Origin of the sequence: Algibacter mikhailovii (assembly GCF_014651495.1) — a bacterium.
Taxonomy (GTDB): Bacteria; Bacteroidota; Bacteroidia; order Flavobacteriales; family Flavobacteriaceae; genus Algibacter_E; species Algibacter_E mikhailovii.
On the sequence record NZ_BMWZ01000009.1, the window covers coordinates 1 to 16,657 of the forward strand.

General features: G+C 34.1%; 10 protein-coding genes. 5 read left to right on the forward strand and 5 right to left on the reverse strand.

The window, feature by feature from the left end:
* Positions 1-605: 605 nt before the first annotated feature.
* The 5 genes from IE051_RS16175 to IE051_RS16195 form a co-directional block, all read right to left on the reverse strand.
* Positions 606-2,591 carry a putative porin gene (locus IE051_RS16175; RefSeq protein WP_189362454.1) on the reverse strand — a complete coding sequence of 662 codons (1,986 nt, stop codon included), beginning with the start codon at positions 2,589-2,591 and terminating at the stop codon, positions 606-608.
* Between the two features lie 146 nt (positions 2,592-2,737).
* A complete protein-coding gene (locus IE051_RS16180; RefSeq protein WP_189362455.1) occupies positions 2,738-4,114 on the reverse strand; it encodes a DUF4302 domain-containing protein in 1,377 nt (458 codons plus the stop codon).
* A gap of 5 nt (positions 4,115-4,119) precedes the next feature.
* Complete coding sequence (locus IE051_RS16185) at positions 4,120-4,974, reverse strand: zinc-binding metallopeptidase (protein WP_189362456.1); 855 nt, start codon at positions 4,972-4,974, stop codon at positions 4,120-4,122.
* Between the two features lie 18 nt (positions 4,975-4,992).
* Entirely contained in the window at positions 4,993-6,480 is a 1,488-nt protein-coding gene (locus tag IE051_RS16190) for a RagB/SusD family nutrient uptake outer membrane protein (protein ID WP_189362457.1), read from the reverse strand.
* A gap of 20 nt (positions 6,481-6,500) precedes the next feature.
* Positions 6,501-9,866: a SusC/RagA family TonB-linked outer membrane protein gene (locus IE051_RS16195; RefSeq protein ID WP_189362458.1), complete on the reverse strand. Its 3,366-nt coding sequence runs from the start codon at positions 9,864-9,866 to the stop codon at positions 6,501-6,503.
* A 230-nt stretch (positions 9,867-10,096) separates the two neighbouring features.
* Between IE051_RS16195 and rnhB the strand changes: the two genes are divergently transcribed.
* The 5 genes from rnhB (at position 10,097) to IE051_RS16220 (ending at position 16,649) form a co-directional block, all read left to right on the forward strand.
* A complete protein-coding gene (gene rnhB, locus IE051_RS16200; protein ID WP_189362459.1) occupies positions 10,097-10,693 on the forward strand; it encodes a ribonuclease HII in 597 nt (198 codons plus the stop codon).
* Between the two features lie 54 nt (positions 10,694-10,747).
* Positions 10,748-13,180, forward strand: coding sequence for a ribonuclease HII (locus IE051_RS16205; protein ID WP_189362460.1), 2,433 nt, complete (start codon positions 10,748-10,750; stop codon positions 13,178-13,180).
* 66 nt (positions 13,181-13,246) lie between these two features.
* Complete coding sequence (locus IE051_RS16210) at positions 13,247-14,797, forward strand: OmpA family protein (RefSeq protein ID WP_189362461.1); 1,551 nt, start codon at positions 13,247-13,249, stop codon at positions 14,795-14,797.
* Between the two features lie 4 nt (positions 14,798-14,801).
* A complete protein-coding gene (locus IE051_RS16215) occupies positions 14,802-15,479 on the forward strand; it encodes a TapB family protein (RefSeq protein WP_189362462.1) in 678 nt (225 codons plus the stop codon).
* A 120-nt stretch (positions 15,480-15,599) separates the two neighbouring features.
* Positions 15,600-16,649, forward strand: coding sequence for a nucleoid-associated protein (locus IE051_RS16220; RefSeq protein WP_189362463.1), 1,050 nt, complete (start codon positions 15,600-15,602; stop codon positions 16,647-16,649).
* Positions 16,650-16,657: the final 8 nt, after the last annotated feature.

Genomic DNA, 16,657 nt, shown 5'->3' on the forward strand with positions numbered 1-16,657 from the left:
TTACGCTGTCAATTCAATATGTTTATGAACTTTTTTATCTTTCTTTCTTAACGCGTTTCCTTGCTAAGCGGGTGCAAATATAAAACCCTTTTTTAATCCCACAATAGTTTTTTTAGTTTTTTTTAAAAAAAATTTTAATCCCTTTTAATCAATCCAAAATATTACCTGTAGAACGTATTGCCGCAAACATATACTACCGTTTTTAGCGGCTGCAAATATACCACCATTTATTATCCACAAACAAACTTTTTTGAACCTTTTTTTAAACCTTTTTTTTATTAAGCACTAAACACCTTATACACCAACACTTACAGCACAAATCTTTTTTGACTTTATACCTAATTAACCCAATAGATAAACCCCTTTTGAGTATTAAATGTAATTTATTTCTGTATATGTAGTATTTAATACATCCATCTTTAATGTGAGACTACCGTAAATAAGAATACTTAATTGTGAATTACCATCTAAACAAATAAACACCTTTCTTTAAAGACAACCCATTATCATAGCAACAGCACCTCTGCTGCATACCAAAAAACAAACACCTCTATATATATAATGTCATTGATTTAATTCTAAGAAGAAAGGGAGGCCCCTAAATACTACATGAAGAAGTTCCAAACTAGACCAAAACGTATGATGGAATCTCTATACGGGTTTGCTGGAGCTGAATAGTAGTTATACCCCGTAAATGGAGAATTGAAATGCTCAAATTTTAAATACAACCGTGCTGTACGTAGTTTTGCATTTATAAAGAAATCAAAGCGTGGAAAATTACCAAACTGCTTATCGGTTTGAACATAGAATTCGGCCAAAACAGGATTATAGGCATTCATATAATACTTCGTAAAGTAATTAAATGTAATACCTGTTTGCAAAAACAATGCTTTTTGAAATAAGTGCGATGAGAAATATAATGTATTACGCGTATTAAATTCAGGCACGTTCAATACTGTGTCATTGTCCTTCACGTTCTGATATTCAATCGTGTTATTGAGGGCAAACTTGCCAAACTTAATTTCGTTTTGAAATCGCACCCTCAAGTAATTTATTGTATTGCTATTTTGGAAGGATGCCACTTGACCTGAATTAGCATCTTCCTTAAAATAAACATAGTTATCAATTGTTGAATAATCAACCGTGACATTTCCTATTTTCTTTGACTCAATTTCAAATGCAATTTGCTGGGTTTCTTCATTATTAAATGTATTCTGCCAATTATAGTTTATATAATTACTCTGATAAAGTAGCGTATTAAAATTTGGTGCTTTGGAGCTATGATTAATAGACCCCTTAGCGGAGAGATCATCATTGATTTTAAATGCAGCGTCTGCCTTTATGTAATTGCCATCAAAATCTCCAGACACATTAACCCCAATGTCTCCATTAAGCTCAAAACCTTTATACAGCTTATGATATTTTGCTCCAACTGAATATATATCTCCCTTTAGTCTATTAATAATTGTTTCACCATCAAGAATAACTAATTTATTGTAGCCATAATTATAATGATTATTACTTGCATTCACTTGCAAGTCCCCTATAATATTATTGCTATAGTTTAACCTGAATTGATTATACAAGTCCGTGAGCTCCGTTCTATCAAACAAATTACTAGAATTAAAGGAATCTCCAAAAAATTCAGTTTGAGCAGAGGTTTGTGCGTATGAATAATGCTTATCTGTATATGAAATGGTATGGCTTAGTTTAATAGCATTATTTGCTAAAGAATCATTCGGGTTTAAAATTTCATAGCTATGATCTAAATGAAAACGTTTTCCTTCCAATACGCTTTCAGCATCTGTAAAATTAACTTCTAATTGTGATCGTTCAATAAACTCAGGGTCTCCACTCTCAAAATTTTCGACACTAATATCTGGCAGTCCCCCATTTTCTTGGTTTAACAAATCTTGTATTACAATATGCCCCCTAACCTTATACCTATTATTTTTTGTTTGGTAATTTGACGTAAATCTAAAATTACCTGTACTTGTTAATATGTGTAAATATTTACCTAATGAACGTAAACCTTTATAAGCTATAGAGAAGTTATATTGTGGCGATAAATTTGCAGTAAAAAAGGCATCTAATAACTGCCCCTGCTCAAAGGCAGTTCGCGCAAATAGTTCGGTTAATGGTGTTGGCACACGGTAGTAATTTATATCTTCAATTTCCATGTAATTGAAATGTCGCGCTCTTGCACCAAACTTTGGCATTAACTTCGTATTCTCAAAGTCATACGTTAAAGTGTTGTAGGTTTGTCCTAAATTTGAAAATGGAATTAACCCAAAATTATCCTTTCTTAAATAATTGTGCTTATAATCTTTGTGGATCGTTAATGAGGTATCCACATAAGTTGTGTCATTTTTATAGGAAATAATTTTATAGTCATGGATGGTAACACCATCCTTATCTGCCGCATCAGACAATTTCGTAGATTCTTTTGGTGATGCCTTTTTTATTGGCGCTAAAGAATCGCTCTTAGAGACTCCTTCTTTAGTCTCATTTTCATCAAGAGTTAATTTATTTTGGGCATAAGCAGTACTTATGTAGCAAACTAAAAATAAAACGCTAATGATTCTTCTCATAACTGCTTTTAAAACCCCGCAAAGGTAAACACAAAATATGATAACGTAATAAAATGAAAAAATTATTTGTCTACAAGAACAAAACTAAAAATACCAGAAATTTTGTAGGCGTTTCTTAGCACGAATCAATACCATTTATTTAGTAATTAAAAGAATAAACCATAGACTCTCTGCGATGGGTTTTGTACACTCGTGAAAGTTCCTGCCAGGTTGCTAAAACTTCCTAATGATGAAGAAAAACTTCCTTCATTGGTGTAAATCATACCTTCAGTACTGTTGAAAAAGGTAATTATAGGAGCCACAGAGGCTTCTAAGAGTGGGCCATTTCCTTGAGCAGGACCTGCATAGGTTAGAAACAATTTTCTATCCTGAATGACTGCTCTTTCAAAGCAATAAAATGCATTAAAGATATCACCGTTGGCGTTCTGCACTCTAATTAACAACTGGCTCAAGCAATTATCACTTTCAAAATCTAGAAATAAAATGTAGTCAAAGAAAGACAAGCCAAACCCACTTAAATTCTCATTAACTTCAGCGATTATGGCGTCATGTCCCGGAGAAGTTAAAGGATTAGATCCTAATCCTGGTCTATACAAATAACCATCACCACCAATTTCTAATAAATCAAAAACATCTCTTCCTATAAAAGCGGGCTCATTGCTAAAAAGAATTTTAGCGGTGGTACCATTAACTTCAGAAATATAGCTTGATGAACTACTATCATAAATAAATTCTTCATAAACTTCACCTTCAAATTCTAAAACAGGACTAATTACTAGACCATTTTCAGTAAAACTTAATCCAAAATTAAATTCGGTCACTGAGCCATCATCTAAGGTAATCCTTGGAGAAGCATACAACCTAAGTGGATCATAATTAAAATTAAAACTAGAAAGCCCATTGGCATTTTCAATACTCAAAAGCTGAAACACTGATGATGTTGGTGTAGGAAGAATGTTTTCGCGCTGCGCTAAAGAGGCCTCTGCCTTTGCAACACTTTCTGTTTCAAAATCAGCAAAATTAGTAGGCGTTAAAACTAGAAATCCCGAGTCACTATTTCTAACATCTCTAAATGTAAGCACGCCATTTTCATTCTTAAAATACTGAAATACTGAAGTTCCTTTATAACCTGTTCCCACTAGTCCAGGAAAAGAAGGATTACTCACTTTTTGTATATGATTTCTTGTAGTAAATACCAATTCATTAGTTGTCCCTAGTCTTACCTCATACGAAGAGAATTCAATTGCTGTTTCGGCATCAAAATCTGAAGTCATGCCAACGGTACCATCTGCATTAAACTGCATGTAATAGGTAAATCCACCAAACTCATCATTTTTAGAAAAATACACAGCTTTGTAACCTTGATTTTGAGAAATCAATAAATTAGTCAGTTCGGCATTTCTATTAGCAATACGTTCTGCTGGCGAATCAGCAAAAAGCTCTTGACCATCATCATTATTACATGACATGCTGCAAACCGCCAAAAAGCTAATAAACCAAATCTTTATATTAATACTTTTCATAGTTCTTATTTTACTAAATCTTGTGTTGCCTTATCTATTAAATCTTGTAGTTCATAAATATCAATACCAAAATTTGTTAAATAATATTCTGCAACAATAGCTTCTTTTTGTCTAATTATACTTCTGGCGTTATCACTTACAATGCCATCTACTATAGCATCAAAATCTGCTTTAGAATTAGTTAACATTTCCGAAACCATTTCAACAAAATCTTCACCCTCTTGACTAGACCCATAGGCCGTTATATAACCTAACTCTCTGGCCTCTTCGTCTGTTCTATTAAACCATTGTGCTGTATAATTTTCTGGGTTAATCTGCCCATAACTCACATCAAACGGAATGTTCTGATTTAATATATGTCCGTATTCATGTTGAACGGTTTTTAATGGTTGTTTTATACTGTTTATATCCGTAAAATCTAAAAAATCAATATTAAAAAGGGTTATTTTTGTTCCTGCTTCAGCAACACCTAATGTAATTGTTGGACTATTCGGGTTAAAATTAAAACTTCCAACAAAAGTAAATTGACGCGGTGCTATTTTCTTAATAAAATCAGGCCCACCAACAGTTGTATATGGCTCTATCCAAGCTTTTTGTAAAGCATTAGCTACCGGTCTTACGCTGGCTTCAAAAGGTGGATGCAAAAACCGATCAACATCGGTATCATTGATATCCCATTTATAAAGCACCTCTATATTATAAGGTTGCACGAAATTATTTCTTAACCAAATATCTAAAGTATTTAAGATTGGTGGATTGGTATCAATTTGAGACGCTCCAACACTATCTGATCCATCGCTGCAAGCCATATAGCTTAGTGCAATCAAGCAAACTAGATATATTTTTATATTATTCTTCATAGCTTTATTTTTAGTTGTTTACCTTGGATTTTCCTCTATTCCAAAAGATTGAGCCGCTTCTGGTATTTGAATTGCCCTTCTTAAATCCCCCTTAGGCAAGACAAAACTATTACCAAAAATATCCAAATGTTCCACTTCTATATGATGTCTTTTAATATCAAACCAACGCAAACCTTCATTGTAAAAAATAGTCCGCTTTAACTCTAACACAGCATTTATAAAAGATAAGGATTCGGCTGGTATGGCATAAAAAGGCGCATAAATATTGGGGTTTTCTGGCTCAAAAATGGTTTGTATATCAGATACAGAAAAAGCATCGGTAGCCGGATCATATTCCATGGTTTTTACAGCATACGATTTATTAACATCTTCAGTAGCCTTATCTAATTGACCTATCATAGCATGGGCTTCGGCCCTGTTTAAAATTACCTCATCAGTTGATAACAAAACAAAAGTAACATAAGCTTCACCTGTACTAGCAGCTTGATTTGTAACTTTAAAATACTCCGTAAATTTTGGTACATTATAAAACAAATCATTACTTCCAAAAACTTGATAAGCAGACTGCTTACCTGTTTCATTTCTGAAAGGAAAAAGCTCATCGCGTTTCCCATTAGTTAATTGATATCGCGCTGAAAAATGATACCGATTAAAAGGCGAAGAAGCTGAAACTAGTAATAGATTAGCCGGTTCTTGCACCGCAGAAGACGATATATATTGTGTGGTTTGTTCAGAATAGGTTCTTGGCCTGTATTGTCCGGCCCAATTTCTTAAAACACTTAAATCATTCCCACCCAACGCCTGAGTACTATGATCTATCACTTTTTGCCATTCTCCTGTATTTAAATAGAATCTAGAAGCAAAAGCATGTGCCGCACTTTTAGTAAAATGATACGCTGGAACGCCATAAGTATCTTCTATCAAAGCAATGCCTTCTTCAATATCTTTTCTAATATTTTCATAGACATTAGCCACATTTCCTCTTTCATAATTTCCTAGAAGCACTGTTTCAGGTTCTGTGATATAAGTTATCCCTAAATCAGTATTTGCCGTAGCTGGATCATAGGCCTTAGAAAATATACTCACTAACATAAAGTGACTATAAGCCCTACAAAGTAAGGCTTCACCCTTTAAGGCATTGTATTCACTTCCCCCGCCAAGATCATTAATAGAAGCCAAGGCCTGATTGGCCTGAGCAATGGCGGCATAAGTATCATTCCAATAATTAGTTGGCGTATCGTCATCAGTATCATTAATATCATTCCAGAAAAACATTTCCTGATTAACACGGACTTCCTCTGCACTAGGTCCTTTATCTCCGGCGTTATCAGTCATGGGCTCCAAAAAAGAGGCATATGCCGCTTCTGGGTAAGCCCCTACCAATAATTCTGCTATTTTTTCAGGTGAATCTATGGTCGTTCTATTATCTGGTGTTTCATCAAGAACAGCATCACATGACGATATCATCAGAAATAAACAAAAAACTGTTATAATTCTATATTTCATTTGCTTCATACTATTTTTTATTAAAACCCAACATATAATGAAAAGGTAAACATTCTTGTAATAGGATAAGCCACACCCCCAGATCTAAAAAATTCTGGATCTTGTCCTCCTAACTTCGAATCAGAATATATTAAGAAAGGATTGGTAGTTTGCAAACTCATCCTAAAGTTTGACAAGCCCATCTTTTTGATTGTTATTGAATCTAAAGAATACCCTAATGTTATATTTTTCATTCTTACAAAACCGCCATCTGCGACGCGCTCGGTAGAGTAATTATAGGCATTATAGGCTCTTTCTAAATTGTTTTCACCAAAAGACTGAAGTACACTTTGGGAAGCTATGGCGGGCACATTAGTAATAGCCTCATCTCCTGGGGCTATCCATCTATTCACAAATTCTCTTGGAAACACATCCAAATCAGTATATTCTGAAGCAAAGGATGGGTTCAACCTAATTTTATTTCCAGCTGAAAAGGAAATGAAAAAACTAAAATCCCAATTCTTATATCTAAAATTGTTAGCCAATCCTCCAGTTAGGTTTGGTTCTGTTCCGCCTTCATAAACTAAGTAATCCAAAACATTTTCGGTATCTTGAAAATCAATTAAATCGTATGGGTCTGCAGGATTATAATCTGGATCATCTGTTAAAAATTGCGGGAGACCAAATTCATTCAGTCCATCAAATCTGTATGAAAACAAAGACCCCTTAGGAAAACCAACAGCATTTCCGCGTCCTGTTCCCGTGACTAAATCAAAAACATTTGCTTCTTGCTTTAAGGAGGTCACTTCCTGATTGAAATGCGAGATATTAAATCCTGTTTTCCAATTAAAATCGTCTGTATCAATGTTCACTGTATTTATCTGAAACTCTATCCCTTTTGTAGTCATTTCAGAATTATTACCCAACTTAATAGATTGTCCGCCAATACCCGTAGTCCTAATTAAATCAATTAAATCTTTTCCTTGTCTAGAATACACATCTAGATTCATCATTATTCTATTGTTGAATAATCCGATATCCAAACCTAAATTTAACTCCAGCGTCTTCTCCCAAGTTAACTCGGTATTTTGTAAATCTTCAATATCAATAAAATTCTCTCTATCATTAGAAAACAATCGGTCTGTGATTTGATTTCTAAAAACCGGTAAATTATTGGTTGCGTTATCTGCCAATAAAGCTACAAGACCATAACTGGGCCTAAACGCCATACTGGAAATAACATTTGAATTCTGGATAAAATCTTCTTTATCAATGTTCCATTTCCCACCAATGGTATAGGTAGGTAACCATCTTGTGTCATCAGATTTACCGGCACGATTTGAACCTTCATAATTACCTGTAACATTCAGCACATACTTTTTGTTATAATCATAGGTAACATTGGCAAAAAATGACATCTCGCGCTGCCTTGTTTCAAATGATGAGAAATAATCATTGCCCTCCAAAATAGCTTTCTTCAAAATATCTGGGTCTGTAAACACTGTTCCGCCTCTAGAGAACTGATATCCATACCCTGTATTTGAACTTTGACTCCTATCGGTATATCTATATTCTTGTCCCGCATAAACCCGTATGCCGTGAACATCCTGGTAGGTTTTATTAAAATCAATGGTATTTCTAAAAGTGTATGTTGTTAAGGTATTCTTCCTTGTAGTTAAGATTCCGCCTACTGGCAAAACAACTCTTGGCCTTGAATTAGGTTCATCAGGGTCAGTAAATAAGAATACATTTTGATCTTGAACTATGGTCGTCTCATTAGCTCTGTAGGCGCCTGCAACATTTGAATTCTCTGTTTGTGATTGTTCTCCATTAGACGTAACAAATCGAGCAGAGCCTAAAAAGTTATAGGTCCAATTATCATTAATTGTAAATTCAGCTTGGCCCTGAAATTTAATATCAGCTACATTCAATTCTAGTGAATTGTTATCAATTTCTTCAAGGATGTTAAAAGGTGCCCAGTTATATCTTGAGTATTCCAAATTCCCGTCATTATCCCTTGGTCTTAATGCCCTACTGGTATTAAGCGCATAGCTAAAAGGATTGATATCAAAATCTCGGGTAAATGAACCGCCTACAACATCCTCCTGCCTATTTCCTGTACCTGGCGCCAATTGATTTCTCATAGACCCTATTAACTGCGTAGTAATTTTTAATCTATCATCTGAGAGATAATAAGTATTTCTTAAATTACCTGTTAATCTTCTCACCCTGTCTGCAATAGTCCATCCGGGATCTGTATAATAACCAAGGGAAGCGTATGAGGTAGCGTTTTCACTACCACTAGAAAAACTCAAAGTATGTGTTTGTGTTGGTGCTGCACTAAAAAGCGTATTAAACCAATCTGTATTTGCTAGCTCATACTGTTGAAGGAATTTTGCCCTTGCCTCAGGTGTATTTTGCAATTGAAACTGTCCTGTACCAGCATCATAATTGTTAATAGCACGATACATGATATTATAGATACCTCCAAAACGTCCTTGAAAAGAGGTTGGTAAATCTAGAAATCCTTTAGACTCCATCTCTCTATAAATAGAAACTGTTTCTTGAGAATTTAACTGGTCATAATTTGTATACCGAGGAACATCTCTAACGGCAACTTCAACGGAATAGTTAACCAAAGGCTTTTGGTTTTTCTTACCTGATTTTGTGGTAATGACTACCACACCATTTAAGGCTCTAGCACCATATAGGGCTGAGGCTGAGGCATCTCTTAAAATCTCGAAACTTTCAACATCTGACGCATTCAAACCAGCAACTGCAGAGCTCAATAACGTATTTGGGTCTCCAGAAACCAAGTCTGAAACGGATAAATTCACAATTTCTTCTTGGATAACACCATCAATAATCCATATGGGCTTGGTATCACCTAAAATAGAGGATGAGCCTCTAATGGTGATTCTCGGTGCTGCGCCAAAAGTACCAGTTACATTTTGCACACTTACACCAGCCGCGCGTCCTTCTAAGGCTCTTGAAATATCGGCCACACCATCGAGTTTAATGTCCCTTGCTTTTATGGTTTGAGATGCTCCGGTAAAAAGCTCACGTTCTACATTTTGATACCCGGTAATTACAACGGCATCTAAATCTTCAAGGTCTTCTACCATTGTCAAATCAATCGTAGTTTCAGCACCAATAAGAACCGTCTGAGTTTTCATTCCAATGAAACTGACTTTTAGTTCTTCACCTTCACTAGCGAAAATGGCATAAACACCATCAAAATCTGAAACAACACCTCTGCTTGTGCCTTTTACGATAACAGTAACACCTTCAAGCGGTAGCCCATATTCATCTGTCACCTTACCAGAAACCTGTTTTTGCTGAGCATTGATTAGTTGAATTGAAAGCACAAAAAAGAGTGCTAACAACCCGGTCAATTTCAATTTCATAGATTTTTATTTGAGTTAGTCAGATGTAAATTTCTTAATAAAAAATAAAAGAAACAAGCCGTTCTTTAAAAAAACTCCATCTAATTGCTCAATACTATAACTTTTCCTCAAGAAAAAATATTCCCATATCCTTTGACTGCTAAACACAAAGATGTATTTTCCCTTTCTTTTTTTAGATATCAATCCTAGACCTTAAAAGTCATTTTACAATTTATCAATACTTTAGCTTCATGTTATTAAAATATCACTCTAAATATTTTCTAGAATGCGGAACTGACGAAGCAGGTCGAGGTTGTTTAGCCGGTCCGGTTACCGCTGCTGCCGTTATTCTGCCTAAAAAATTTAAGAATAGCATCTTAAATGATTCGAAACAAATAAGTGAAAAGAAACGTTTTGATTTAAAACCTATAATTGAAAAACAAGCCTTAAGTTTTGGGGTAGCTCATGTTTTTCAAGAAGACATTGATCGCATCAATATTCTTAACGCCTCCATTTTGGCCATGCACAAATCCATAGACCTTTTAAAGCCAATACCCGAGTTTATTATTGTAGATGGGAACAAATTTAAAGCCTACAATGACATACCCCACGAAACCATTATAAAAGGAGATGGTAAATACTTAAGTATTGCAGCAGCCTCAATTTTAGCAAAAACGTATCGTGATTTATATATGGATAAAATACATGAAGAATTCCCCATGTATAATTGGAAACAAAATAAAGGATACCCCACTAAGGCTCACCGAGAAGCCATAAGAAGGTATGGCATTACAAAATATCACAGAAAATCATTCAGACTACTGCCTGAAGCCCTAAAGATAGACTGATAATCTTTCAATGCATAAAAAAAAATATTAGGTTTGTAGAAATTAATTCTGTCCATGAGATTTTTTGCCTTCGCCCTCCTTCTTTTATGTATTGTAGGATGCACAAATTCTAAAACACAAAGAACTAAACTTCTAGATTTTGCACCTGCAAATGCAATGGCCATTATTAAGGTCTCTAATATGGAAAGCTTAGAAAGTGCCATTACCAATAATGATTTCCTTCAAAGATTTTCTAAAACAAATGCCTATGCCACACTTCAAAAAAAAATAGGCAACCTATCTGTATTTAGACCAGAATCAGATATTTTATTCTGTTTTTCCAAGGATAACAATGACAGTTTACAATTCTCTATTATTACGAGGCTGCATAAAGGGCTTTTTAAAACCGACTCATTAACAGACTACAAAGAGGAAACCCTCTCTTATAATGACAAAACAATCATCAAATCTACTATCAACAACACTAGCTTTTACAGTGCTCATATTGATAGTACTTTCTTTGCATCGTCATCAAAATCTATTGTAGAAGGCATTTTCACGCCAACTGAAAAATACATCACTTTAGATAAAATTTTCAACACAACGAGTAATGACAAAACCTTTTCAATTGGAATTAGTGAGAATAGTACTTTTCTAAAATCCATGTTCATTGAAGATTCCCTTTCTATCAATTCTTTTACCCAAAGCATAGTAGCAGATGTTGAACTTAATCAAGACGGCATTTACTTTAACGGGATTACCATAGCCGAAGATTCAACCAAAAGTTTAATAAATATTTTCAAAAACACTATTCCTCAAGAAAATCAAACCTATCGCATAGCTCCCGCCAATTGCGATGGCTTCATGAGTTTTACCTTTGATAATTATAAAACGTTTGGAACTAATCTGGCAAAATTTAACAATCAAGATTCTATTGCAAATAATGCTGCCCTTTTCAATGATATTATAGAGGTGGGCGTTATTTACCAAGGTAAAAAGCGCGCTATTATATTAAATACTTTAGATGTAATTGCAACGCATGACGCCTTATTGAATGAACAAACACAAACAGACACCTACAGAGGAATCTCCTTATTTAATTTTAGTCAGCCAGCTTTGTTTGCCAAAACTTTCAAACCGTTGATTAGCCATAGTAATGCTAAGCTATATTGTATTATTGACAACTTCTTTATCTTTGCTGAAGACCTTGAAATACTTCAAAATATTATTGCTAGCTTTCAAAATAAAACGACGTTAGCAGACAAAGCCTATTTCAAATCATCTAGTGATAAGTTAAGTGATGCCTCTTCTTTACTTCAAATAATAAACGCATCTAGTTTAAAAAGCATTATAGATAAAAACCTAGAGGAAAATAAAAGTTACAGCCTAAAACGTTATGATGCCACGGGCATTCAATTTATTTATGATAATAATTTCGCCCATGTAAATGGCATCATTACAAAAAGTAAAAGCAAAACAAGGGCTAATTCCGTTTCTGAAGAACTCAATATTAAATTGAGTGCAGACGTATTGAACACCCCACAATTTGTGATTAACCATATTACAAATGAAAAAGAAATTGTAGTTCAGGACGTTAAAAACAATTTATATTTAATCTCAAATAAAGGAAAAATACTCTGGAAAAAGCAATTACAAGGTCCTGTATTAGGAAAGATTGAGCAAATTGATATTTATAAAAATGGCAGACTTCAATTAGCGTTTGCCACGCCAAATAGAGTGTATGTTTTAGCAAGAAATGGAAAAGAAGTAAAGCCGTTTTCGTTAAAATTCAAACATGAAATTACACAACCCCTTGCGGTTTTTGATTATGACAAGCGTAAAAACTACAGGTTATTAGTCACCCAAGGCAAAAACGTTTTAATGTATACCGTAAAAGGTAAAATTGTTAGAGGTTTTAAGTTTAATTCTGCCAATAGCACCATTTTAACACAACCCAAACATTTTAGAATTGGCACTAAGGATTATATCACTATTAAGACTGCGAACAAAATCTATATTTTGGACCGTTTAGGTAAAACAAGAATTAAACCTAAATCATCACACAACTATTCATCCCAGCCCTTATATCTATACAATAACACCTTTACTACAACTACAGATTCTGGTGATTTAATATCAATTGACACCAGGGGTAATGTATCTCAAAAACGATTGAATTTATCTAAAAATCATTTCTTAGAAACAACCAGTAAGACTTTAATCACGCAAAGCGAAAACAAATTATCTATAAAAAACAGAACGACTGAATTAGATTTTGGAGATTATTCGAACCCTAAAATATTTTATATTAATGATAAAATTTATGTTTCTACAACAGATATTCAGTCACATAAAGTGTACCTTTTTGATAGCCAGTCAAAGCTATTACCTAACTTCCCTGTATACGGAAACTCTAGCATTGAATTAGATAATATTGACAAAGACAAAAACCTTGAATTTATTACTATAGGCGATGCTAACTCAATAATTTTATACCAAATGAATTAGCCTAACATTTTGTTGAAGCAAAAGTAATTTCTATCTTTAGGCTAGCTATTAATTAATTGACATTCAATGAAATTCCCTCAATGCGTGTGTCGCATCATAACTTTATATGTTGTTGCAGGATTGTTCATTTCTACGACGCAAGCTCAAACAAAGCAACTCAAAAGACCCAAAAACACCATTGGTGTTTCAAGTGTAGACATATTTGTTTCTGAATCTTTTGATATTTATGAGAAGGTTTATAAATATGATGGGTATGTTAAAGCTAAAAAACCACTTGAAGACGAAGATTTTAATACCTTAGAGTCTGCACTAAGTGATTTAGAAGGTTTAAGCGACAGTGCCCCTGATATTTTAGGAGACCTTGAGGGGCTCAGTGTTATTACCCATGGCAGAGCCACCTTAAACATGAACAAAGCAAAAAAAGCTTTAAAATATAGTATTTTAACTGCTAAAGATTTACTTTTCGGAGTAGGCAAAAACACGAAAGAACCTCAAAAAGTTAATACTGACACCTCAACTCCAATAAATAATAATTCCGAAAACGAATCTGTCCCGTCTATAGCAGCTCCTAATGTGATCCCTTCAAATGTCTCTGATGGCCTAGAAGCTTATAGCAAATACGATTTTGTCCCGGGAGATAAAGTTTTATTCTTTGAGGATTTCTCACAAGATTTTGTTGGTGACTTTCCTAGCAAATGGAATACTAATGCTTCAGGTGAAGTTGTAAAGTTCAATAAAATTGATGGTAATTGGTTTGAATTTAAACCAGGCTATAACATTTATTATATCCCGGACGTAAAAAACCTTCCAGAAGATTACACCATTGAATTCGATATCCTGACCCAAGGTATAAGTCAAAAAACATCATCAACGGCTAGATTAAATCTAGTTATTAGTGATAACGACAAATTTGATGCGGGTTCTGAGCACTATGTATCAGCGTCATTGCCTTTCGGGCAATTTGGGGTATTTAATATCAGAATGTCAAATTATTTCAATCGAGGAGGAGGTGACATCAATTCTGCAATTAAGGCAGATATTCGTAATGAAGTAAAAAACCAACCCCATATTGCAATTTCAGTTACAAAACAACGCTATCGTCTTTGGGTAAACCAAACTAAATATGTTGATATACCAAGATTCATTGAAGAACTCAATGTTTTAAATTATATCAAATTCCATATTAATAACTTTAAAGATGGTGAAGAACGCGTATTTATAAGGAATTTAAAAGTAGCTGAAGGAGGTGTTGATTTAAGACGTAAACTTCTTAGTGAAGGTAAAATTTCAACCAATGGCATCCTATTTGATTCAGGATCTGCTAATATTCAACCACAATCTTTAGGTATCGTACGACAAATTTCACAAGTACTTATGCAAGACGATACTATAAAATTAAATATTATTGGGCATACCGATGCGGATGGCTCTGAAGCAGACAACTTAAAACTATCAAAAGCACGTGCAGAGGCTGTAAAAGAAGCTCTTAAAGTTATTTACAAAGTATCTGGTAGTAGATTAGAGGCCGTAGGCAAAGGCGAAAGTGAACCTGTTGATGACAACAGTACTGTTGCTGGTAAGGCACAAAATAGACGCGTAGAATTTGTAAAAATATAATATCATGAAAACAAAATATATAGTTGTCTTACTCGCCTTTCATATTTGCTTGCCTTTAGTAGCACAAGACACATGTAACGCGTATTATCCTTTTGAAGAAGGCGCTCAATTTGAGATTACCAATTTCAACAAGAAAGGAAAAAAAGAGGGACATGTTAGTTATAAGGTAACCAATATTGACAATCATGTTGCGACACTTGAAACGCAAATTTTCGACGCTAAAGGAAAAGAAATTACAACTACTGAATATGATGTCACCTGCGAAGGGAATAGCATTTCCATTGATTTCAAATCATTAATGAGTCCTGAACTTTTCAAACAATATAAGGATATGGACGTTGATATGACAGGCACCAATATTGAATTCCCTAAAGATCTTGAAATTGGCCAAACTCTTAATGATGCCAATATGAATATGGCGATTAATATGAGTGGTATGAAAATGACCATGACCATTAACATGGTAGACCGGAAAGTTGATACAAAAGAATCTATAACAACCCCTGCAGGAACGTTTGACTGTTATATTTTAAGCTATACTTCTGAAATGAAAATGGGAATGACTCATACTTTTTCAATTAAAGAATGGGTTTCTGAAGGTATTGGCATGGTAAAAAATGAAACCTATAACAAAAAGGGAAATCTTATAAGCTATTCCGAACTGACAAAATTTAGTAAATAAGAACATACAAACAATTCAAGTCCTCAAATCTTATGGAGCGTCAAAGTATCATGCTTTGGCGCTCTTCTTTATTAGTTATTCAAGTTATTTTAATAGTATTGCAAAATAAAACCCTAGTTCATGATTTCAAGAAAAAACGCCTCGATCTCTCAATTTATAATTCATAAAGTTGGAAATAAGTTTAACGATACCAAAAACGCATTTTCTGATAAAACTGTTGATTTTGATGAAGCAAGTTATGACTTAATGCTACCTTTTCTATTGCGCCCATTTGGTTCAGTGGTTCAAAGTTACCGTTTTAACCATCATGCAAACATCTCGCTAAATGAAATTAATAGCTATAGCACCCAACTCTTTGCGGATGAAGGATCTTTTATCGAGGTTTCCAAGCACATTGTTACCCATTTATATGAACAGTCTAGTTCAGCAAATATAAAAACTGGAGATGTCTTAGTCGTTCTTTTTGAAGGCATTGAATTTAGAGATATAACTACAAATGCTATTGGAATTTTCAAAATTGAAAGCAAGGTCAATTTCTTTCAAACCTATTTAGAAAACAATAGTTATGATGTTTTAGTGCAAAAGGGCATCAGTTCCAAAAAGGTAGATAAAGGATGCCTGATTTTAAACCAAAGTGACGGCGAAGGGAATATTATTTTAAGCGTAGACAATAATAGTTATGATGCACAATATTGGTTAAATCACTTTTTAAATATTAAATATGCCGATGACTCTAATAACCATACCCAACAATACATTGAACTATGTAAGGAATTTTCAACCGAAGTTTTAAAAACAAATTATGGCGCTCAAGAACGAAACACCTTTTTAGCTCAAACAATCGATTTTTTCAAGGAGAATGAAGTGGTAAATGTTGAACGCTTTAGAGACGAATTATTTGAAGAAGACAAACACAAGCGAGAATTCGATAACTTTAAAAAAGAGTTTGAAGGTGAACAAAATCTGGTCCTGAGAAACCAATTTGATGTTGCCGAAGCTGTAGTCACGAAGGAAAAAAGAAAGATAAAAACAGATATCAAACTAGATACGCATATTCAAATAAAACTAGATATTGATGCGCCTGATGCCTCAGCAGAATATTTAGAACGTGGTTATGACGAAGAAAAGAAAATGCATTACTACAAGGTGTTTTTTAATGCAGAAGATTAAGGTTTATT